At 62.2% G+C, this 18,679-nt stretch carries 18 protein-coding genes; 10 read left to right on the top strand and 8 right to left on the bottom strand.

Annotated features, from left to right (window positions below; all coding sequences use genetic code 11):
* Nucleotides 1-96 precede the first annotated feature (96 nt).
* The 3 genes from ACN0SO_RS18340 to ACN0SO_RS18330 are packed head-to-tail and all read left to right on the top strand — an operon-like array spanning nucleotide 97 to nucleotide 5,180.
* Complete coding sequence (locus ACN0SO_RS18340; RefSeq protein ID WP_417680170.1) at nucleotides 97-783, top strand: response regulator transcription factor; 687 nt, start codon at nucleotides 97-99, stop codon at nucleotides 781-783.
* Nucleotides 767-2,221 carry an ATP-binding protein gene (locus ACN0SO_RS18335; RefSeq protein WP_417680169.1) on the top strand — a complete coding sequence of 485 codons (1,455 nt, stop codon included), beginning with the start codon at nucleotides 767-769 and terminating at the stop codon, nucleotides 2,219-2,221. Before ACN0SO_RS18340 ends, ACN0SO_RS18335 begins: the two co-directional genes overlap by 17 nt.
* Nucleotides 2,190-5,180, top strand: coding sequence for a bifunctional [glutamine synthetase] adenylyltransferase/[glutamine synthetase]-adenylyl-L-tyrosine phosphorylase (locus ACN0SO_RS18330; RefSeq protein ID WP_417680168.1), 2,991 nt, complete (start codon nucleotides 2,190-2,192; stop codon nucleotides 5,178-5,180). The genes ACN0SO_RS18335 and ACN0SO_RS18330 overlap by 32 nt, the downstream gene beginning before the upstream one ends.
* 4 nt (nucleotides 5,181-5,184) lie before the next feature.
* Here ACN0SO_RS18330 and ACN0SO_RS18325 read toward each other — a convergent pair whose 3' ends face one another.
* Complete coding sequence (locus ACN0SO_RS18325; protein ID WP_417680167.1) at nucleotides 5,185-5,667, bottom strand: DUF3592 domain-containing protein; 483 nt, start codon at nucleotides 5,665-5,667, stop codon at nucleotides 5,185-5,187.
* A 271-nt stretch (nucleotides 5,668-5,938) separates the two neighbouring features.
* Here ACN0SO_RS18325 and ACN0SO_RS18320 point away from each other — a divergent pair, with 271 nt between their 5' ends.
* Entirely contained in the window at nucleotides 5,939-6,820 is an 882-nt protein-coding gene (locus ACN0SO_RS18320) for an alpha/beta fold hydrolase (RefSeq protein ID WP_417680166.1), read from the top strand.
* On the opposite strand, the gene ACN0SO_RS18315 is transcribed toward ACN0SO_RS18320, so the two are convergent.
* The 6 genes from ACN0SO_RS18315 to ACN0SO_RS18290 all read right to left on the bottom strand — a co-directional run bounded on the left by ACN0SO_RS18315 (nucleotide 6,817) and on the right by ACN0SO_RS18290 (nucleotide 14,688).
* Nucleotides 6,817-7,053, bottom strand: a complete 237-nt coding sequence (locus ACN0SO_RS18315; protein ID WP_417680165.1) for a thioredoxin family protein — start codon at nucleotides 7,051-7,053, stop codon at nucleotides 6,817-6,819. The two genes, ACN0SO_RS18320 and ACN0SO_RS18315, sit on opposite strands and share 4 nt — an antisense overlap.
* 13 nt (nucleotides 7,054-7,066) lie before the next feature.
* Nucleotides 7,067-8,128 carry a permease gene (locus ACN0SO_RS18310; protein WP_417680164.1) on the bottom strand — a complete coding sequence of 354 codons (1,062 nt, stop codon included), beginning with the start codon at nucleotides 8,126-8,128 and terminating at the stop codon, nucleotides 7,067-7,069.
* Complete coding sequence (locus ACN0SO_RS18305) at nucleotides 8,125-8,424, bottom strand: ArsR/SmtB family transcription factor (protein ID WP_417680163.1); 300 nt, start codon at nucleotides 8,422-8,424, stop codon at nucleotides 8,125-8,127. The genes ACN0SO_RS18310 and ACN0SO_RS18305 overlap by 4 nt, the downstream gene beginning before the upstream one ends.
* Nucleotides 8,425-8,547: 123 nt before the next feature.
* Nucleotides 8,548-10,932 carry an ATP-binding protein gene (locus tag ACN0SO_RS18300; RefSeq protein WP_417680162.1) on the bottom strand — a complete coding sequence of 795 codons (2,385 nt, stop codon included), beginning with the start codon at nucleotides 10,930-10,932 and terminating at the stop codon, nucleotides 8,548-8,550.
* A 215-nt stretch (nucleotides 10,933-11,147) separates the two neighbouring features.
* Nucleotides 11,148-13,793: an aminopeptidase N gene (gene pepN / locus ACN0SO_RS18295; protein WP_417680161.1), complete on the bottom strand. Its 2,646-nt coding sequence runs from the start codon at nucleotides 13,791-13,793 to the stop codon at nucleotides 11,148-11,150.
* Between the two features lie 49 nt (nucleotides 13,794-13,842).
* Complete coding sequence (locus ACN0SO_RS18290; protein ID WP_417680160.1) at nucleotides 13,843-14,688, bottom strand: alpha/beta hydrolase; 846 nt, start codon at nucleotides 14,686-14,688, stop codon at nucleotides 13,843-13,845.
* A gap of 180 nt (nucleotides 14,689-14,868) precedes the next feature.
* Between ACN0SO_RS18290 and ACN0SO_RS18285 the strand changes: the two genes are divergently transcribed.
* The 6 genes from ACN0SO_RS18285 (at nucleotide 14,869) to ACN0SO_RS18260 (ending at nucleotide 18,031) form a co-directional block, all read left to right on the top strand.
* Nucleotides 14,869-15,171, top strand: a complete 303-nt coding sequence (locus tag ACN0SO_RS18285; protein WP_417680159.1) for a hypothetical protein — start codon at nucleotides 14,869-14,871, stop codon at nucleotides 15,169-15,171.
* A 29-nt stretch (nucleotides 15,172-15,200) separates the two neighbouring features.
* Complete coding sequence (locus tag ACN0SO_RS18280; RefSeq protein ID WP_417680158.1) at nucleotides 15,201-15,503, top strand: hypothetical protein; 303 nt, start codon at nucleotides 15,201-15,203, stop codon at nucleotides 15,501-15,503.
* Nucleotides 15,504-15,567: 64 nt separating this feature from the next.
* Complete coding sequence (locus tag ACN0SO_RS18275) at nucleotides 15,568-15,861, top strand: hypothetical protein (protein ID WP_417680157.1); 294 nt, start codon at nucleotides 15,568-15,570, stop codon at nucleotides 15,859-15,861.
* A gap of 70 nt (nucleotides 15,862-15,931) precedes the next feature.
* Complete coding sequence (locus tag ACN0SO_RS18270) at nucleotides 15,932-16,237, top strand: hypothetical protein (RefSeq protein WP_417680156.1); 306 nt, start codon at nucleotides 15,932-15,934, stop codon at nucleotides 16,235-16,237.
* A gap of 92 nt (nucleotides 16,238-16,329) precedes the next feature.
* The gene (locus ACN0SO_RS18265; RefSeq protein ID WP_417680155.1) at nucleotides 16,330-16,821 is read left to right on the top strand and encodes a class I SAM-dependent methyltransferase; all 492 of its coding nucleotides are present in this window, start codon (nucleotides 16,330-16,332) and stop codon (nucleotides 16,819-16,821) included.
* 37 nt (nucleotides 16,822-16,858) lie between these two features.
* Nucleotides 16,859-18,031 (top strand): CaiB/BaiF CoA transferase family protein, encoded by a 1,173-nt coding sequence (locus ACN0SO_RS18260; RefSeq protein WP_417680154.1) that lies wholly within the window; start codon nucleotides 16,859-16,861, stop codon nucleotides 18,029-18,031.
* A 57-nt stretch (nucleotides 18,032-18,088) separates the two neighbouring features.
* Here ACN0SO_RS18260 and ACN0SO_RS18255 read toward each other — a convergent pair whose 3' ends face one another.
* Nucleotides 18,089-18,514 (bottom strand): hypothetical protein, encoded by a 426-nt coding sequence (locus ACN0SO_RS18255; protein ID WP_417680153.1) that lies wholly within the window; start codon nucleotides 18,512-18,514, stop codon nucleotides 18,089-18,091.
* Nucleotides 18,515-18,679: the final 165 nt, after the last annotated feature.

Raw genomic sequence — 18,679 nt, 5'->3', positions numbered from 1 at the left:
CAGCTGGCGGCAGCCCGGATCTTCCGGACTTGCCGCCAGCCGCGTCTTTGGGAATTGCCACTACATCCTTGTGTCATTCTTCTGTAAAAGGAGGTTATGTTGCGGATTCTCATTATCGAAGACGACGCCGAGGCCTCGGCCTATCTGGCCAAGGGTCTTAAGGAACTGGGTCATCTGGCGGATCAGGCCCCGGATGGCGATGCCGGCCTGGAGCTGGCCACGTCGAGCACCTATGATGTCCTGATCGTCGACCGGATGTTGCCCAAACGCGATGGACTGTCAGTGATCGAGACCCTGCGCAAGGCCGGAAACCACACCCCGGTGCTGATCCTGTCCGCGCTCGGACAGGTGGATGACCGGGTCAAGGGCCTGAAGGCGGGCGGCGACGACTATCTGCCCAAGCCCTATGCCTTTACCGAGCTGCTGGCGCGGGTCGAGGCGTTGTCCCGGCGCCCGAAGGCGGGCGCGGAGGTGGAGACGACCTACAAGGTGGGGGATCTGGTTCTCGACCGTCTGTCCCATACCTGCAGGCGCGGCGACACGGACATTCCGCTGCAGCCGCGGGAATTCCGCCTGCTGGAATACCTCATGCAGCATGCCGGACAGGTCGTGACCCGCACCATGCTTCTGGAAAACGTATGGGAATATCATTTCGATCCCCAGACCAATGTCATCGATGTGCATATCTCGCGGCTGAGGGGGAAGATCGACAAGGGCTTCGACGTGCCGCTGCTGCATACCATCCGCGGTGCCGGGTACACGATCCGTGACGCGTCTCACTAGGATTATCCGAACGACGGCTTTCAAGCTGTCGGTGCTTTATATCGCCGTGTTCACCGGCTTGTCCGGCTTTCTGCTGGTCTATATTTCCCGCAACACCAACCAACTGATGGCAGGCCAGGTCGTGCAGACCGTGGACGCGGAGATTTCCGGCCTGGCCGACGAATATGTCCGCGGCGGCGTCCGCTCCGTGGTCGAAAGCATCGACCGCCGGGCGCGCCGTCCCGATGCAAGTCTCTATCTCCTGACCGATTTCGCCGGAGTGACCATTGCCGGCAACATCGCGCGACTGCCGACGGTCGTTCTCGATGAGGCGGACGGGGATATCCGCCGGGTGAAATATGCCCGCGTGGAACCCGGCGGCGACGTGGAACGCGAAGCGCTGGTGCGCACGTTCGAGCTGCGTGGCGGATACCGGCTTCTGGTCGGCCGCGATCTGGGCGAGCAGCAGCGGTTCTCCGCTCTTCTGGGCGAGGCTCTGCGCCTGTGGCTCGCCGTCGTCGTGGTCATGGCCGTGATCACCTGGCTGTTCGTCAGCCGCCGCGTGCTGAAGCGGATCGACGGCATTGCCGCGACCAGTCAGACCATCATGCACGGCAATCTGTCCGGACGTCTGCCGGTTGCCGGAAACGGTGACGAGTTCGACCGGCTGGCGACCAATCTGAACGAGATGCTCGACCGTATCGAACTGCTGATGCAGGGTATGAAGGACGTTTCCGACAACATCGCCCACGACCTGAAGACACCGCTGACGCGCCTGCGCACACGCGTGGAAACCACTCTGCGCGAGGCGAAGTCGGACGGGGAATACCGGTCCGCGCTCGAGGCTACCCTTGATGACAGCGACACTCTGATCCGGATCTTCGATGCGTTGTTGCGCATCGCCCGCGTCGAGGCCATGGCGCCGGAATCGGGCATGGACGATGTCGATCTGAAGGCCGTGGTCGAGGAGATGGCCGATCTTTACGAACCCGTGGTGGAGGATGAAGGCGGGCGCCTGGATATTCAGGTGTCTGAAACCGTCATGGCCCGCTGCAACCGGGAACTCGTCGCCCAGGCCCTCGTCAACCTGATCGAAAACGCGCTTAAATACGGAAAGCCCGCCGATGGCGATCTCGTGATCTCCATCAAGGCCGAACGGCATGAGGATCGTATTCTCCTCAACGTGTCGGACAACGGGCCGGGGATTCCGGCGGAAGATGCCGACCGGGTGCGGCGCCGGTTCGTCCGTCTCGATGCCAGCCGGAGTGCGCCGGGTTACGGATTGGGCCTCAGCCTGGTCAATGCGGTTGCCCGCTTGCACGGCGGTTCGCTTGTCCTGCAGGATGCGAACCCGGGCCTGTCGGCCGTCATCGATTTGAAATGGGCCAAGGACGAGGGCGCCGGAGGCCAGGGGGACAAGAACGCGCATGACGAGCAACCAGGAATCCAGGAAGACTGAAGAGAACGCGGCGATCCTCTCCGACCGGTTGACGGTTATCCCGCGGGCGCTGGAGCCCGAGCGGGCCGGCCTGTTTCTGGATGATCTTCTGGAGAAGGCCGACCGGAGCGAAGAGGCTGCCGGTCTGCGGGCGTTCCTGGAGGCCCGGGACAGCGTTCGCAACTGTATCCTCGGCATTTTCGCAAATTCCACCTATCTGCGCGACCTGATGCTTGCCGATCCGGCCCGGCTGATCCGGATCCTGAACGATCCGCCGGAAGCGCGAATCCGCCGTCTGATCGAAGACGCCCGTATCGCAGCGGCGGAAACGGAAGCCGATTTGATGCGCGACCTGCGCCTCCTGAAACATGACCTTGCCCTGACGCTCGGGATCGCCGACATCGGCGGCGCCATCGATCTCGATCAGGTCACCGGAGCCCTGGCCGGGTTTGCCGATGCGGCCCTGAACGCCTGCATCCGTTTCTGCCTGACCGATCTCGCCGCCAAGGGCAAATTCGAACCGAAAGATCTCGAAAACCCGGAAGTGGACTCCGGTTTCTTCGCGCTCGCCATGGGCAAGCATGGCGCCAACGAGCTCAATTATTCGTCCGATATCGACCTGATCGTTCTCTACGATCCCTACAAGACGCCGATGGTCGGCAATGCGGAAGCGCCGGTGGAGTTCGTTCGCCTGACCCGGCGGCTGGTCAAGATGATGCAGGAGCGCACCGCCGAGGGCTACATCTTCCGCACCGACCTGCGCCTGCGTCCCGACCCGGGCGCGACCCCGCTTGCCATGTCCGTGCCGGCGGCTCTGGCCTATTACGAATCCCTCGGCCAGAACTGGGAGCGGGCGGCCTTGATCAAGGCGCGCCCCTGTGCCGGCGATATTCCCGCCGGCGAAGCGTTCCTGCGGGAGATCGTGCCGTTCATCTGGCGAAAGTATCTCGACTTCGCGGCGATCGCCGACGTGCAGTCGATCAAGCGCCAGATCCATATGCACAAGGGCCATGGCAAGATTGCGGTTGCCGGCCACAACGTGAAGCTCGGCCGCGGCGGCATCCGCGAGGTCGAATTCTTCGTCCAGACCCAGCAGCTCATTGCCGGTGGCCGCAATCCGGCGCTGCGTGGCCGGCGCACGCTCGACATGCTCAATGGTCTCCTGGAGGCGGGCTGGATCGAACAGGACGCACGCGACGAGCTCGACGAGGCCTATGTCTTCCTCCGGAACGTCGAACACCGCATCCAGATGCTCAACGACGAGCAGACCCAGCTGCTGCCCAAGGACAATGAAGGCCTGACCCGCGTCGCCTACCTGATGGGCTTCGAAACCCTGGAGGCGTTCGAGGCGGCTCTGTTGCAGCGGCTGCAGACGGTGCAGGGCCATTACGCCGGCCTGTTCGAGGACGAACCAGAGCTGGCCTCCAATCTCGGCAATCTGGTCTTCACCGGCGACGACAACGATCCCGACACGCTGGAGACGCTCTCACAGCTCGGCTACAAGCAGCCGTCGGAAGCGGCCAACATCATCAAGTCCTGGCACTTCGGCCGCTATCCGGCGACAAGATCCACCAAGGCGCGCGAACGGCTGACCGAACTGCACCCGGTGCTGATCACCGCACTGGCGGAGACCGACAATGCCGATGCCGCGCTTCGGGCCTTCGACAGCTTCCTGGCGAAGTTGCCCGCTGGCGTGCAGCTCTTTTCCCTGCTCAAGTCCAATCCACAGCTCCTGACCCTGCTCGCCACGGTCATGGGCTCCGCGCCGCGCATGGCCGAAACCGTGTCGCGCCGGATCCACGTGCTCGACACGGTGCTGGACCCGGCCTTTTTCGGCGCCATGCCGAGCGTCGACGAATTCCGTGAAGGCCTGGACCGGACGTTGGCCATGGCGCGTTATTACGAGGAGGCGCTGGACCGGGCACGGATCTTTGCCCAGGAACAGCAGTTCCTGATCGGCCTCAGGCTTATCTCCGATACGCTGGGCGCGGAAAAGGTCGGCTTTGCGCTGGCGCGCCTGGCGGAAGTGGTGGTCGACCGGGTGCTCGCCCGCGTCGTCGATCATGTCGCCGAAAGCCATGGCATGGTACCCGGCGGAAACCAAGCGGTGCTCGCCATGGGCAAGCTCGGCGGGCGGGAAATGACCGCCGCCTCGGATCTCGACCTGATCCTGCTCTATGAGGCGCCTGCCGACGCCAAAGAGTCCGACGGCGCACGCCCTCTGGCAATCTCGCAATATTATATCCGCCTGACCCAGCGGCTGGTCACAGCGCTCAGCGCCCCGATGGCGGAAGGCAGCCTCTACGAGGTCGACTTCCGCCTGCGCCCCTCCGGCAACGCCGGGCCGCTTGCCACCAATCTGGACGGCTTCGTCGCCTATCAGAAAAAGGAAGCCTGGACCTGGGAACATATGGCGCTGACCCGTGCCCGTGTCATAAGCTCCTCGTCGCAAGGCTTCGAAGACAAGATCGACAGCCTCCTGCGCAAAACCCTGGCCACAAAGCGTGACAAGGCGAAACTCGCCAATGACGTCCGTTCCATGCGCGCCCGGATCGAGAAGGAAAAGGGCACCAAGGACGTCTGGGACCTGAAACAGGTCGCCGGCGGCCTGGTCGACATCGAATTCCTCTCCCAGTTCCTGCAACTGGTCTATGCCCATGACCATCCGGAGGTCCTGGCCCAGGGCACGGAAGACGCGCTGGAAAACCTGCGCGCGGCAAAGCTGCTGGAGCCGGGCGACGCCGACCTGCTCCTGCAGGCGCTGCGCCTCTACCACCGCCTGACTCAGGTGTTGCGCATGGCGCTGTCGGGCAAATTCAGCGCCGCAGAGGCCCCCCGTGGCGTCATCGACCTCCTCACCCGCGCCGGCGGTGCGCCGAACCTCGCCCACCTGGAACTGGAACTCGCCGACATCCAGAAATCGGTCCGGGCGAAGTTCGAGGAGATCGTCGGCAAGGTGGAGATGGGGGAGGGGAGCTAACCCCTCACGCAAACGGATCGTTCATCCCGAAAAAACTGCGGACCGGGCGTTCCAGGACCATGCAGCAGGTGAGGAAGAAGACGCCCAGACTTAGGATGAGCATCGTGTTGCCTTCCTCGCGAATGGCGCCTTTGGTGATTTCCGTGACGTCCGGCTTTTCCGGGTCGTAAGGGACGTCGATCGTGTCGCCGATATCGTGGCTTTCATAGGTCAGCCGTTCGACATTGGCGATGCTGGTATAGGTCGTCGGGCTGCCGGGTTCGGCAAGTGTATATTCCAGCGTGAAGGCCAGCCCCGGCTTGCTCACGCTGCGACCTGACCGATATTCCTTGGCAACGATTTCCGCAGTTACATGCCCCGGATCCGCCGCAAGGCGTTTGGCCGAAGCCATGGTCTCGGACCCGAGGTAAACCATGTAAAGGCCGACCATCAGGAGCGCGCCGATGAAAAACCACGGGTATTTGTAATAGAAACGAAACTTGGACATGACGGATTGGAAGGAATTGCGGACCGGAAATCGGCATGGCGCCTTGAGCGCAGTCAATCACGAAGCGCCCAAGAAACCGTTTTCCTGCCGAATGCTCCGCCTGTGTCCGGGCCGAAAAACCGTGCGCAGCCCACTTTATCCGGGACCGGTTTTCTCATATAAGCCCCCCGTTCCCCGCGTTTTGCGGGGCACCGGCGGCCAAATTCGTTCACCCTCAATGATTTCAACGCGTGGGCGATGTGCGTCCGCGCTGCATCTGGATTCCTTTCCCATGACACTTACAGACAACGGGCCCGCGATTCGTCCGGCGGAGCGCCGCAATACGCTTATCCGTCCCGGCAACCGCAAACTGGCCTGGGCGGAATGGGGGCCGGTGGATGGCCGCCCGGTCCTGTTCTTCACCGGTGCGGGTATGGGGGCTTCGCTCGGCTTCGGTCTCGAACACCTCGACAGCCTCCGCATTCGCTTGATCGTACCCGATCGTCCGGGGCTCGGACAATCCGGTCCCGATCCCGAAAAGTCTCTCTTTAGCCTGTCGGAAGATATGTCGGCACTCCTGGACGAGCTTGGAGTCGAACGGATTCCGGCGGTCGGTTTCTCACAGGGCGCGGTATTCGCTTTTGCCTTCGCCATGACCGGGCGGATCTCGCGGCTCGCCGTCGTGGCCGGTCAGGATGATCTCGGCAGAGGGGAGTTCGCCGGGATGCTGCCGCAAGAGGTCCGCTCGATGGTGGAAACGGCTGCCTCCGATCCGGAGGGATTTATGGCTTTCCTGGAAGGCTTCGCCGATGCCGAAGGCCTCTACGATCTGGTATTGGGCATGAGTTCCGACGCCGACCGGGAGATTTATTCCACCGATCCTGTGGGGCCGGCCTACAGGGCCGCGCTTGCGGAGGGGTTTGCCCAGGGCAATACCGGTTACGTTCGCGATACGCTTCTGGCGCTCGGGCCCTGGCCGTTCGACGTGGCGGAGATGCCGGTGCCGGTCACCCTCTGGTATGGGGAGAAGGACACCAGCCCGGTCCACGCGCCGGATTTCGGCCTCTCGCTTTCAAAAAGGCTGCCGCAGTCCCGCCGGGTCGTTGATCCCGACTGCGGCAGCGCGATCCTGTGGCGGCGGGCGGATGAGATCCTGACGGATCTGCTCGACTAGGCGGAAAGCCAGGCCTCCAGCTTCTTCCCGTCCGGCAGCCCGCCCGCATGAACCAGCTTGCCGTCGATGGCAATGCCCGGGGTCGACATGACGCCAGCCATGGCGATTGCGCGCGGGTCGGTGACCTTTTCGACCGAGACGTCGACGCCGAGCTTTTCTGCCGTCTCCTTCACCATGGCTTCGGTGGTTTCGCAGCGCTTGCAGCCGGGGCCGTAGACCTTGATGTCTTTCATGGGGGTAGTCCTCTTAGAAGATGAGATTGAACAGGTAGCCGACGGCGAGGATGCCGGAGGCGACCACGCCGATGAACACGGCGATCAGACGCAGGGTGAGCACCTGGCGCAGGATCAGCATTTCCGGCATGGACAGCGCGATCACGCTCATCATGAAGGCGAGCACGGTGCCGAGCGCCGCCCCCTTGCCGAGCAGGGCTTCCACGATCGGGATCACGCCGGCGGCATTGGTGTACATCGGGATGCCCATGACGACGGCGGCGGGAACGGACCACCAGGCGTCGGCGCCCATGATCCGCGCCATCAGGTCCTGGGGAACATAGCCATGGATAAGCGCGCCGGCGGCGATGCCGAGTACGATCCAGAGCCACACCTTGGCGAAGATCTCGCGCACGGCCTCGATGCCGAGCCGGTATCTGTCTGACAGCGTCAGGTGGTCGCCCTCGATGGCCTCCACTGTGGTGGCGCCGGAGTGAATGTCTCGCACCCAGTCCTGCAGCCAGCCTTCCAGGCGCAGCTTGCCGATCACCCAGCCGGCGACAATGGCAACGCCGAGACCGAAACCGAGATAGGTCAGTGCGACCTTCCAGCCGACGAGACCCACCAGCAGGGCCAGCGCGACCTCATTGACCATCGGCGCGGCGATCAGGAAGGAAAAGGTGACGCCGAGCGGAATGCCGGCGGAGACGAAACCGATGAAGAGCGGTACGGCGGAGCAGGAGCAGAACGGCGTCAGTACGCCGAGGCACGACGCCAGCACATTGCCCGCACCCTCGCGCTTGCCGGAGAGAAACGCCCGGGTTTTTTCCGGGCTGAAGAAACTGCGCACCACACCCATGGCGAAGACGACACCGGTCAGGAGCATCATCACCTTCGGCACGTCATAGAAGAAGAAGGCCAGTGCCTCGCCGGTGTGGCTTGAACGCTCCACGGGCAGCAGCGAGACCAGCCACTCCGCGAACGGTGACAGTTGCTGGTAGATCAGCCACCACAGAACGGCGAATGCGGCAACACCGACGCTCCACAGGAGCGCCTCGTTACTTTTCGGTTGCGGTTCGGAAACGGGGAGGCTCATGCGGCTTTCCTTTCGGCGCCTTGTTGGCCGGCGGCAACGGCGGCTGCCACGATGTCGTGGACGCTTGCAGGCATTGTCGGGTTCAGCCGGTAGCGCACCCACTGGGCGTCACGCCGGTCGATGACGAGACCTGCCGTTTTGAGCGTGGCCATATGCCGGGACATGCGAGACTGGGTGGCGGAAAGCTTGCTCATCAGCTCGCAGACACAATGCTCGCCGCCGTCGAACAGAATGCCGATTGCGGCAAGGCGGGTAGGCTCTGCAAGGGCGCCCAAGACCCTGATGGTATCGGTCATCTTCGCTTATCCGTTTATGCGCTTGTGCGCATATACATGAGCCTACGACCCGGCCCGGTCAATCGGCCGGACCGGTGACAGGGTGTCACATCGGGAAGATACCTATACGGCGTAAGGGGGACTTTAGAGCAGTTCGGCCTGTGCCGGGACGGTGGTGCTGGAGGCTGCCAGGGTGAAGCTGACGGCCGTGCCCTTGGAGACTTCGGAAGCAATTTCCAGTTCGCCGCCGTGCAGCTCGATCAGCGAGCGGGCAATCGCCAGACCCAGACCGGAGCCCTTGTGCGACTTGGTGAACTGGTTCTCGACCTGGACGAACGGCTTGGCGAGGCGTTCGATGTCGGCTTCGGCAATGCCGATGCCGGTGTCCTCGATGGTGAAGCGGATCCGGTCGTCGGCCCTTTCGGCGGTGAGCGCGACCATGCCTTTTTCCGGCGTGAACTTGACCGCGTTGGCAAGCAGGTTGAGCAGGATCTGCTTCAACGCGCGCCGGTCGCCCAGCACGGTCAGGTCTTCCGCCACGTCGCAGCTCACGGTGATGGCCTTTTCGGCGGCGGCGGCGGTGATGATCCGTGCGGCGTCGGCGGCTGCCTCGGCCGCGTTGATGTCTTCCGAGTTGATGGACATACGTCCGGCTTCGATCTTCGACATGTCCAGAATGTCGTTGATTACGTTGAGCAGATGCCTGCCGCTTTCGTGGATGTCGCGGCTGTATTCCGAGTAGCGCTCTGTGCCGAGCGGGCCGAACATCTCCTGGGTCATGATGTCGGAGAAGCCGATGATTGCGTTGAGCGGCGTCCGCAGCTCATGGGAGATATTGGCGAGGAACTCCGACTTTGCCTTGTTGGCCTCTTCGGCCTTGGTTTTTTCGTGGGCGTATTTGTCGGCCAGTTCCACGAGTTGCTGGGCCTGGACTTCGAGCGTCTGGCGGGACTTGCGCAGGTCCGTGATCGTCGCCTTCAGCTTGCGCTCGCTGTCCATCAGCTTTTCTTCATGCCGCTTGAGCGCGGTGATGTCGGTGCCGACGGAAACGAAGCCGCCGTCCTTTGTGCGGCGCTCGGAAATCTGCAGCCAGCGGCCGTCGTCGAGCTCGACCTCGTAGCTGCCGTCGGAAGCTGTGTCACGCTGGCTGACCGACATCGCCCGCGGTGCGATCTGCGTATTGGCGGCGGCGCTCATCACGTCCTGATAGGGGGTGCCCGGCTTGATGACATTGGCCGGCAGGCCGTGCAGGGCCTGGTAGTTGGAATTGCAGATCACCAGCTCGTTGCGGGCGTTCCAAAGCACGAAGGCTTCCGAAATGGTCTCGATGGCGTCGCGCAGGCGCAGGTCTGCGGTCCGGCTCTGTTCGGCGAGTTCATGCTGTTCGGTAACGTCGATGCAGATGCCGATCAGGTGCGGTTCGCTTCGGCCCGGCTCGCGCTGGATCTCGCCGCGGGCGCGCAGCCACACCCAGTTGCCGTCCTGGTGGCGCATGCGGAGCATCTGGTCGATCATGGTCTCGCCGCTCTGCAGCAGGTGCTCGGCCAGGGCCATCAGGTCGACGTCTTCCGGGTGGGCGATCGCGTTGACTTCGGAAAAGCTCAGGATGTCGTCCTTGGGCTCGCGCCCGAGCAATTCGTAAAGCGAGGCCGACCAGAACATCCGGCCGCGCGACAGGTCCCAGTCGAACAGGCCGCAGCGGCCATGGGTCAGGGCGGTGTCGATCCGGCCCCGGGTCGCGGCATACATCTCGTCCGCCTGTTCGGCGCGGGTAGCCTGGGCGAAGAAGGCATAGATCAGGACCAGGAGAACGGAGGCTGTGCCGACGAACAGGGTCACATTGGCCGATACGTCCGCATGCCACTCGGCATAAATGTCCTCTTCCGGCTGCAGCACGGCGATCATCCCGAGGCGACCGTCCAGATGATGGACCGTGGCCATCGTGTCTTCGCTGACCCCGTTTCTCAGGAGCGCGGCCTTCACCGTCAGGACGCCGGCACGGGCGCCGAAGACGGTGAGTGGCTGCGACGCGCTGAAGATGTCGGTGATCTGCATGCCTTCGAGCGTCGGCTGCAGGGGCGCGCTGGCGACGATGGTTCCATCCTTGTTGGCGACGAGAATGGTGCGCCCGTTGCTGGTCGCGCCCGCCGGAAGGCTGTCGGCGAGCACACGCTGCAGGGCGGAACGGTAGCCGAGTTCGGGAAGGTTGTTTTCCTCACTGGCCAGGTGCGACGAGATAACGGTGGCGGTCAGGGCGATTTCGTCGCGTGCCTGACGGGCGGTGGCCTGATGGTCGTAGTAGAGCTCCAGGCTCCGGTAGACGGCGAGGCTGGCGATGAAGACCAGGCAGAGCGCGGGGATCAGGCGGCGCATGAACGGCTCGGAACGCAGCAGGCGCTGATAGGTCGGCTCGGCGAGCATGCGCAGGTGGCCGGTCAGCGACGTGCGGTCGCCGTTCTGGCCTAGAAGCTGTCCCTTGATTTGGGCAAGGCGTCGCATGGACGCGCTGCCGGCAAATGCCCGCGCCATCGGAAAGGTGTCCCGAATGTTTGTGATGTCCCCGCTCAGGCGAATTCTGTCGCCCGAATCAGTTTCATTTGAATCCAGCTTTTCCGTTTTGTCCAGAGGCTTTGAAGAAAAAAATGGTTAACGGATCAAGCATTTGACGGGCTTTGTATTAACCTTTTCCAGTAACGTCAGGATCAGCAGTCTGTTTGGCGCAGATTATGGGGCTTTGAGCCAAATTATTGCAGACATCTATCTGCGATATCCCGGCTGTCACGCGACAGATTATCTGTCTCCGAGATACGTAGAAGCGCGGATTTCGCAAGCGCTGCGCGTTCAGATTCATAGGCGCGCCAGGAACGGAAGCAGGTCAGCAGCCTGGACGCGACCTGCGGATTGCGGGCATCGAGCGTCAGTACATTGTCGGCGACGAAGTCGAAGCCTTTACCATCGCTCCGACCGAACTGGGTCGGATTGCCTGTGGCAAAGGCATGGATCAGCGACCGGGCCCGGTTGGGGTTCGAAATGTCGTAGAGCGGATCGGCGGTCAGCGCCTTGACACGCTCAAGCCCGTCGGCAAGGGGCGCCGTCGCCTGGACCATGAACCATTTGTCCATGGCGAGAGACATCGTCTCGTAGCGTTTGCGGAAATCGTCGAGGGCTTCGTCGGCTCCGGAAAGTCCCTGGTGCACGAGCACGGTAAGAGCGGCCAGCCGGTCGGTCATATTGGTCGCGTCGCGGTAGCGCCGTTCCACAAGCGTCTCGGCGGCTTCGTTTCCGCTCAGGATGGAATAGGAAAGAGCCCGGTTGGCGAGCGCGCGCCGCCCGGCGGAGGCCGCATCGGGCGAAAATTCCGCGGACGTGTCGGTATCATCGGCAAGCGCCATGAACGTCTCCGCATGCGCCTTGGCCATGGCCTCGCGCAGGGCATTGCGGGCACCATGGATCGCATCCGGATCCACGTCCCGACCGATCTCGCGGGCAATGTCCGCTTCGCCCGGAAGATCGAGGACTTGCGCCTTGAAGGCAGGATCCAGGTCCCGATCGGCGAGAATGGCGCCGAAAGCGGTCACAAGCGCCCCGTCCGTCTCCGCCTTGCGGCCGGCACGGATATCCGACGTGAGCCGTGTCAGGTCGTGGCTGGCGAGCGACTGGACCGCCTGCCAGCGATTGAACGGATCGCTGTCGTGGCGCGCCTGGAACAGGAGGTCATCGGTGGTCTGGTGGAAGTTCAACCGGACCGGCGCGGAAAAGCCGCGCAGCAGGGAGACCACCGGCCGGCTTGGAACATCCGAGAAGGTGACTTTCTGGCTCGCTTCCTCCAGCACCAGAACGTCGTCCTGCATCTTGGCGCCGGTAACCCGGCCGAGGGGCATGTCGGAGCCGTTCGGGCCGATCAGCCCGAAGCGGATCGGAATGACCGAAGGCTCGCTGGTGTCCTGGCCCGGCAGGGGCGGGATTGCCTGGGACAAGTCCAGCGTCAGCTCGCGCGCCGTCTTGTCATAGTGGCTTTTGACCTCGACATGCGGCGTGCCCGCCTGGTCGTACCAGCGGGCGAACTGACCGAGATCCGTCGCCGTTGCTTCCGAGAAGCAGGTCAGAAAGGCCTCAATGGTGGTCGCCTCGCCGTCGTGGCGCTGGAAATAGAGATCGATGCCGGCACGGAACCCGTCGTCGCCGAGCAGCGTTTTCAGCATGCGCACGACCTCGGCGCCTTTTTCGTAGACGGTCGCCGTGTAGAAGTTGTTGATTTCCCGGTAGCTTTGCGGGCGAACCGGATGGGCGAGTGGTCCGGCATCCTCGGGGAACTGATGCGACTTGAGCAGCCTGACATCGCCAATGCGCTTCACCGGCCGGGAGCGCTGGTCGGAGGAGAACTCCTGGTCGCGGAAGACGGTCAGGCCTTCCTTCAGGCACAGCTGGAACCAGTCCCGGCAGGTGATCCGGTTGCCGGTCCAGTTGTGGAAGTATTCGTGGGCGATCACGGCCTCGATATTGGCGTAGTCCTGATCGGTGGCGGTCTGCGGATCGGCCAGCACGTATTTGTCGTTGAAGACGTTGAGGCCCTTGTTTTCCATCGCACCCATGTTGAAGTCGGAAACGGCGACGATGTTGAACACGTCTAGATCGTATTCGCAGCCGAACACCTCCTCGTCCCATTTCATGGAGCGCTTCAGAGAGTCCATCGCCCAGCCGCACCAGGGCTCGCGGCCGTGTTCGACATAGATCTTCAGGTCGACCTTCCGGCCCGAGCGGGTCGTGAACGCATCGGCCACATGGCCGAGGTCGCCGGCGACCAGCGCAAACAGATAGGACGGCTTCGGGAACGGGTCGTGCCAGACCGCATAGTGCCTGTCGGTGCCTTCGATGTCGCCGGACGCCACCGGGTTGCCGTTGCCGAGCAGGACCGGGGCCTCCGACTTCCGCGCCTCGATCCGGGTGGTATAGACGGCAAGCACGTCCGGACGGTCGAGGAAATAGGTGATCCGGCGGAAGCCTTCGGCCTCGCACTGGGTGCAATAGGTGCCGGACGAGCGGTAAAGCCCCATCAGTTCGGTGTTGGCATCCGGATCGATGGTGGTGCGGATCTCCAGTTCGAACGGATCCTCCGGCAGCTTCGTGATCTCCAGCCGGTCCGGCGTCACCGTATAGGCGTCATCGCTCAACGGGAAACCGTTCAGGGACAGGCCTTCGAGGACCAATCCGTCGCCGTCAAGGACGAGCGGCGTTCCGGGGACGGTGTCTTCCTGCCGGCGCAGGGAAAGTCGCGCCGTAACTGTTGTCGCCTTGGGAGCAAGGCGGAAGTTCAGGTCGACCTTGTCGATCAGGTAAGGCGCGGGTGTGTAGTCGTCCAGGCGAATGACTGGGGCCGCTTCCGGGCGCATGGGGAACTCCTGATCGGGTGATGACGGATGCGAAAAGAACAAACAGGACTTAGGCGACGCCCGGCGATGCGGCAAGGGCGAGATCGCATAATGCTGCAACCAATGCGCTTTGCGGGTCGGCCAGCGGGTTGATCACCGTGAAGTGGTCGGCGCCGTCCTGGATGTCCAGGCTGCCGGTCAGTCCCGGTCCGTTCCAGGTCTCGACCAGCATACGGCTCTGGCGCAGGTATTCAGCCGATTCCTTTGCCCCGACGACCGCGCGGAAGTGCCCGCCTTTCGGCTTCGGCCACAGGATGGGCGAGGCTTCCCGGGCCGTTTCCGCCGTCATTCCGACCGCCTTGTTGATGCTCGTCTCCACCAGCGGCTCCAACTCGAACAGGCCGGAAATGGGCATGCCGGCCGAAACGAGATCGGCGGGAAGCCCACGGTCTGCCCAGTCCGTCGCCATCAGCGCCGCGGTCAGATGGCCGCCGGCGGAGTGGCCGGTGACCAGAAGCTTCTTGCCGAAGGTATTGTACAGATGGCTCGCAAGCTCCTGCATCTCCGCAATGATGTCGCCAACGGCGACCGCGGGGCACAGGCTGTAATTGGCGAGCGCCACGTCGAACCCGTGGGCATTCAGGCCCCGGGCCATATGGGAGAAGGCGCTTTTGTCGAGTGCCTGCCAGTAGCCGCCGTGGATGAAGAGGGCGAGCAGGGGCTGTTTTTCCTCGGTGGAGGCGGGGAACAGATCGTAGCAGTTGCGCGGTGCCGGCCCGTAGGGCTGGTCGAGTACGGCATTTTCCTGCGCACTTCGATAGGCCTCGGCGTCTTCCTGCCAGCCTTCGATAATCGCCGGATGCTCGGGAACCCGCGCCCTGTTGTTGTATTCCGCTTCCATGTCGACCGTGGTCATTCCTTTCCTCCCCAGAAACCGGCCTGAAGCCGGAATCCCCTTCAAACATCACCGGCGCGATCTGGCAAGCCGGAAGGTGCGCGCGAAGTTGTGATCGCAGCGGCAAGCCGACCCACTTTAAAGCCTGTTTACCGGCCCTAAGTACAAGTCTCCCATCTCTTTCGTAAGGGACATTTGAGCATGAATTCCTTCAATCGTACTCTACTGGCCGCCGGCGCGGTTCTGATTCTGGGCAGTGTCGCTGCCCAGGCCCGTCCGAGCCTCTACACCATGTCCTGTAGTCAGGCTCAGGCATTTGTCCAAAAGCAGGGCAGCGTTGTGGCCAACACCGGTCCCATGACCTACGAGCGGTTCGTTTCGGACGGAAAATACTGTGACCGGAGCCAGAGAGCTGTTTCCGCCTATGTAAAGACCCGCGACAACGGACAGTGCCGGATTGATTATCGTTGTGCAGGCCGGCCTCGGGACACGAACGGCCGTTGAACTCCGAACCAGGTATAGGGAAGAGATCCATGCGATCAGCAACAACAGCCGTGGCCGTTACGGTGCTGGCAATCCTTGCTGCGTCTCCGGCCGGCGCGCGTCCCAGCGTCTATACGATGACCTGTGCCCAGGCGCAGGCCTTCGTCAAACAGCAAGGCGCGGTCGTGGCGAATACCGGCCCGCAGACATTTCAGCGGTTCGTCACCGACCAGCGCGGCTGCAGCCGACAGGAGGTCGCCTGGCCGGCCTACGGCAGGACCCGTGACAATCCGCAATGCCTGATCGGCATGAAATGCATCGACGCGCCCGAAGCCGTCGGCGACGCGCGTTAAAAAGCAAAGGCAGCGATCGAGCCAAGTGCCTTGGAGCCAAGAGCCATCAAGAAGGAGAGCAAACATGCAACCGATAGCCCGTAAGGTGTTTATCGCGGCTCTGGTTATCCTGAGTGCCGGTGCCGCACAGGCTCGCCCGAGCCTCTACACCATGACCTGTTCTGAAGCCCAGGCCTTCATCCAGAGCAAAGGCGCGGTCGTTGCCGACACGGGGCCGCAGACCTCTGCCCGGATCGTAGCGAACGGCAGTTATTGCGACCGCATGCAGATCACAAAGGTATTCTTCGGCAAAACCCGCGACAATCCGCAATGCCGGATCGGTTTCCGCTGCGCGAATGACCAGATGAGTGTGGAATGACGACCGTTTAGGGCTTTCCCGCGGCGAAGCGGGTATCGGCAGGCGGTCGGGACCGAAAGGGAGACCATCCATGCGACCCTCTGCGTTCTCGACCGCCGGATTTGTGATTGTCGCGGGCATTTCCCTTCTGGGTGCCACTGCCACGCAGGCCCGTCCGAGCCTCTACACCATGACCTGTTCTGAGGCTCAGGCCGTCGTCCGGAGCAGAGGCGCGGTCGTGGTCGATACGGGGCCGAATGTCACGCGGCGGCTGGTTTCGAACGCAAGCTATTGCGATCGCCTGCAGAAGACGAAACCGTTCTTCGGCAAAACCACCGACAATCCGCAATGCCGGATTGGCCTCCGCTGCGCCACGGAGCAGATGAGCGCGGAATAAAGACCCCACCGAATTTTGACGCGGCTGCCTTGCCGGGCTAAGAGACAGGTCTTACCCGATTACTCGCCCGACAGAACAGCAGGGATATCTCCATGAGTCGCCTCGACAGCTTCATTCGCCGTCTGAACGCGCAGAAAGCGCTGCTGGAAAACGTCGCCGCGCGTCTCGGCGATCTGGAGGGGCCGGTGCTGGAACTCGGCCTCGGCAACGGCCGGACCTACGATCACCTGCGCGAAATTCTGCCCGACCGGGAAATCTTCGTGTTCGACAGGGACCTGTCCTGCCATCCGAGCTGCATTCCCGATAGCGAACACATGATCTTCGGGGAAATCCATGAAACGCTCGCCTTCTGCGGGCCGCGCATCGGCTCCCAGGCGGCCCTTATCCATGCGGATATCGGCTCCGGCGATCCGACCACCGATCTTGCCACGTCCTCATGGCTGTCGCCGCTTGTGGGTATCCACACCAAGGCCGGAGGCTACGTGCTTTCCGGTCTTGCGCTGGACCTCAAAGATTTTAAAGAGCTGGATCTGCCCGAGGGCATCCGTCCCGGACGCTACCACATCTACCGCAAGGTCGACTGACAGACGTCGGTCGTTCCTCTTTTTCAGGAGACACTCCATGACAGCCCCGCTTCACGGCGTGAAGGTCGTCGAATTCGCCCGTATACTGGCGGGCCCCTGGATCGGTCAGACCCTGGCCGACCTCGGCGCCGATGTCATCAAGGTGGAAGCTCCGCAGGGCGATGATACCCGAGGCTGGGGCCCGCCCTTCGTGGAAGGCGAGAACGGCGAACAGCTCGATGCCGCCTATTTTCACGCCTGCAACCGGGGCAAGCGGTCGATCACCGTCGATTTCCGCGCAGAGGAAGGCCAGCGGATCGCGCGCAAGCTGGTCGAAGGCGCCGACATTCTGGTCGAGAACTTCAAGGTCGGCGGGCTGGCCAAATACGGCCTCGACTACGACAGCCTGAAAGAAGTGAACCCGCGCCTGATCTACTGTTCGGTGACCGGCTTCGGCCAGGACGGGCCTTACGCCCATCGGGCGGGCTACGACTTCATGATCCAGGGCATGGGCGGCATCATGGACCTGACCGGCGACCCGGACGGCGAGCCGCAGAAGATCGGCGTTGCCTTCGCCGACATCTTCACCGGTCTCTACGGCGTGATCGGCATCATGGCGGCCCTGAGAAAGCGCGACGAGACGGGCAGGGGCGAGCATGTCGACATGGCCCTGCTCGACAGCCTCACCGGCGTGCTCGCCAACCAGGCGCTCAACTATTTCGTCTCCGGCAAGTCGCCGAAACGCCTCGGCAACGCCCACCCAAACATCGTGCCCTATCAGGTCTTCGCCGTCAGCGACGGCCACATGATCCTGGCCGTCGGCAACGACGGCCAGTTCAAAAAGCTCTGCGCCATTCTGGGGAGGCCGGAACTCGGCGAAAACCCGACCTACGCCACCAACGCCGCCCGCGTCGCCAACCGCGCGGACCTGGTGCCGATCCTGGAAGCCGAAATCGCCAAATTCACCCGCGACGACTTCCTGAAGGCGCTCGAGGACAAGGGCGTCCCCGCCGGCCCGATCAACTCCGTCGCCGACGTCTTCGCCGACCCGCAGATCGCCCACCGCCACATGAAGGTCGACCTGCCGGCTAGCGGAGTCAAAGGCGGCACCATCCCCTCGGTCCGCACCCCGATCACCTTCTCCGACAGCGAGCTCGTGCTGGACCACGCAGCTCCGGCGCTGGGCGAACATACGGAGGAGATTTTGAAGGAGATCGGGGAGGGGGAGTGAGGTGCTTTAGGGGTTTTCGCATGAGGCCGTTTATGGAGCAATTCTAGCTGAAAACTGTCAGGTTCCCGAATGGCTGGTCGGGATGAAATCCACCATCAATAAAAGGCTAACCGGAAGTGCACTCGCAATGATTATTAAAGCTACCAGCAACAACCAAATTATAGTTGCTGGCTCCGCCTGGTCCGGATCGATACCAATCTTCGCGTAATATTTTTTCAGTTCTCGAACATTACCATCGAAAGTCCTTTTGATTACAAACATAGTCGAAAGGCCGACGAGAGCGATTAGCCCAAATCCTATACTGAATAACACTTCCGCACTATCCGAAGATTTCGCACGGGTAGAAAGTGTAACAAGGCCAAAGTTGGCCACTGCTACAAAGGCAGGAACTCGCAAGCGTGCATTTTTTAAGTAATCTATTTTCGTATATAGCCGCTCAATTACCATTTTGTCACGATCTGTTTCGTAACTTCCTTTTTTCATATCTTTAAATCCAATCCGCCTCAGATAAAAAAATAATACTGTAACAAATTCAATTATTCACCAATTGAAATACGCTAATCATTGAGCGCGCAAGACATCAAGGCCTTCGTTAATTCGCATAATGTACGATATGAAATATTTTTAAAACGCGGTTCAACTAATGCT

Source organism: Roseibium sp. (assembly GCF_048260565.1).
Taxonomy (GTDB): Bacteria; Pseudomonadota; Alphaproteobacteria; order Rhizobiales; family Stappiaceae; genus Roseibium.
This window is presented reverse-complemented; position numbering and strand designations above follow the sequence as displayed.

Coding starts and splice junctions, on each gene's coding strand:
- ACN0SO_RS18340 (WP_417680170.1), top strand. CDS start 97: ATGTTGCGGATTCTCATTATCGAAGACGACGCCGAGGCCTCGGCCTAT.
- ACN0SO_RS18330 (WP_417680168.1), top strand. CDS start 2,190: ATGACGAGCAACCAGGAATCCAGGAAGACTGAAGAGAACGCGGCGATC.
- ACN0SO_RS18325 (WP_417680167.1), bottom strand. CDS start 5,667: ATGTCCAAGTTTCGTTTCTATTACAAATACCCGTGGTTTTTCATCGGC.
- ACN0SO_RS18320 (WP_417680166.1), top strand. CDS start 5,939: ATGACACTTACAGACAACGGGCCCGCGATTCGTCCGGCGGAGCGCCGC.
- ACN0SO_RS18315 (WP_417680165.1), bottom strand. CDS start 7,053: ATGAAAGACATCAAGGTCTACGGCCCCGGCTGCAAGCGCTGCGAAACC.
- ACN0SO_RS18310 (WP_417680164.1), bottom strand. CDS start 8,128: ATGAGCCTCCCCGTTTCCGAACCGCAACCGAAAAGTAACGAGGCGCTC.
- ACN0SO_RS18305 (WP_417680163.1), bottom strand. CDS start 8,424: ATGACCGATACCATCAGGGTCTTGGGCGCCCTTGCAGAGCCTACCCGC.
- ACN0SO_RS18300 (WP_417680162.1), bottom strand. CDS start 10,932: ATGGCGCGGGCATTTGCCGGCAGCGCGTCCATGCGACGCCTTGCCCAA.
- pepN (WP_417680161.1), bottom strand. CDS start 13,793: ATGCGCCCGGAAGCGGCCCCAGTCATTCGCCTGGACGACTACACACCC.
- ACN0SO_RS18290 (WP_417680160.1), bottom strand. CDS start 14,688: ATGACCACGGTCGACATGGAAGCGGAATACAACAACAGGGCGCGGGTT.
- ACN0SO_RS18285 (WP_417680159.1), top strand. CDS start 14,869: ATGAATTCCTTCAATCGTACTCTACTGGCCGCCGGCGCGGTTCTGATT.
- ACN0SO_RS18280 (WP_417680158.1), top strand. CDS start 15,201: ATGCGATCAGCAACAACAGCCGTGGCCGTTACGGTGCTGGCAATCCTT.
- ACN0SO_RS18275 (WP_417680157.1), top strand. CDS start 15,568: ATGCAACCGATAGCCCGTAAGGTGTTTATCGCGGCTCTGGTTATCCTG.
- ACN0SO_RS18270 (WP_417680156.1), top strand. CDS start 15,932: ATGCGACCCTCTGCGTTCTCGACCGCCGGATTTGTGATTGTCGCGGGC.
- ACN0SO_RS18265 (WP_417680155.1), top strand. CDS start 16,330: ATGAGTCGCCTCGACAGCTTCATTCGCCGTCTGAACGCGCAGAAAGCG.
- ACN0SO_RS18260 (WP_417680154.1), top strand. CDS start 16,859: ATGACAGCCCCGCTTCACGGCGTGAAGGTCGTCGAATTCGCCCGTATA.
- ACN0SO_RS18255 (WP_417680153.1), bottom strand. CDS start 18,514: ATGAAAAAAGGAAGTTACGAAACAGATCGTGACAAAATGGTAATTGAG.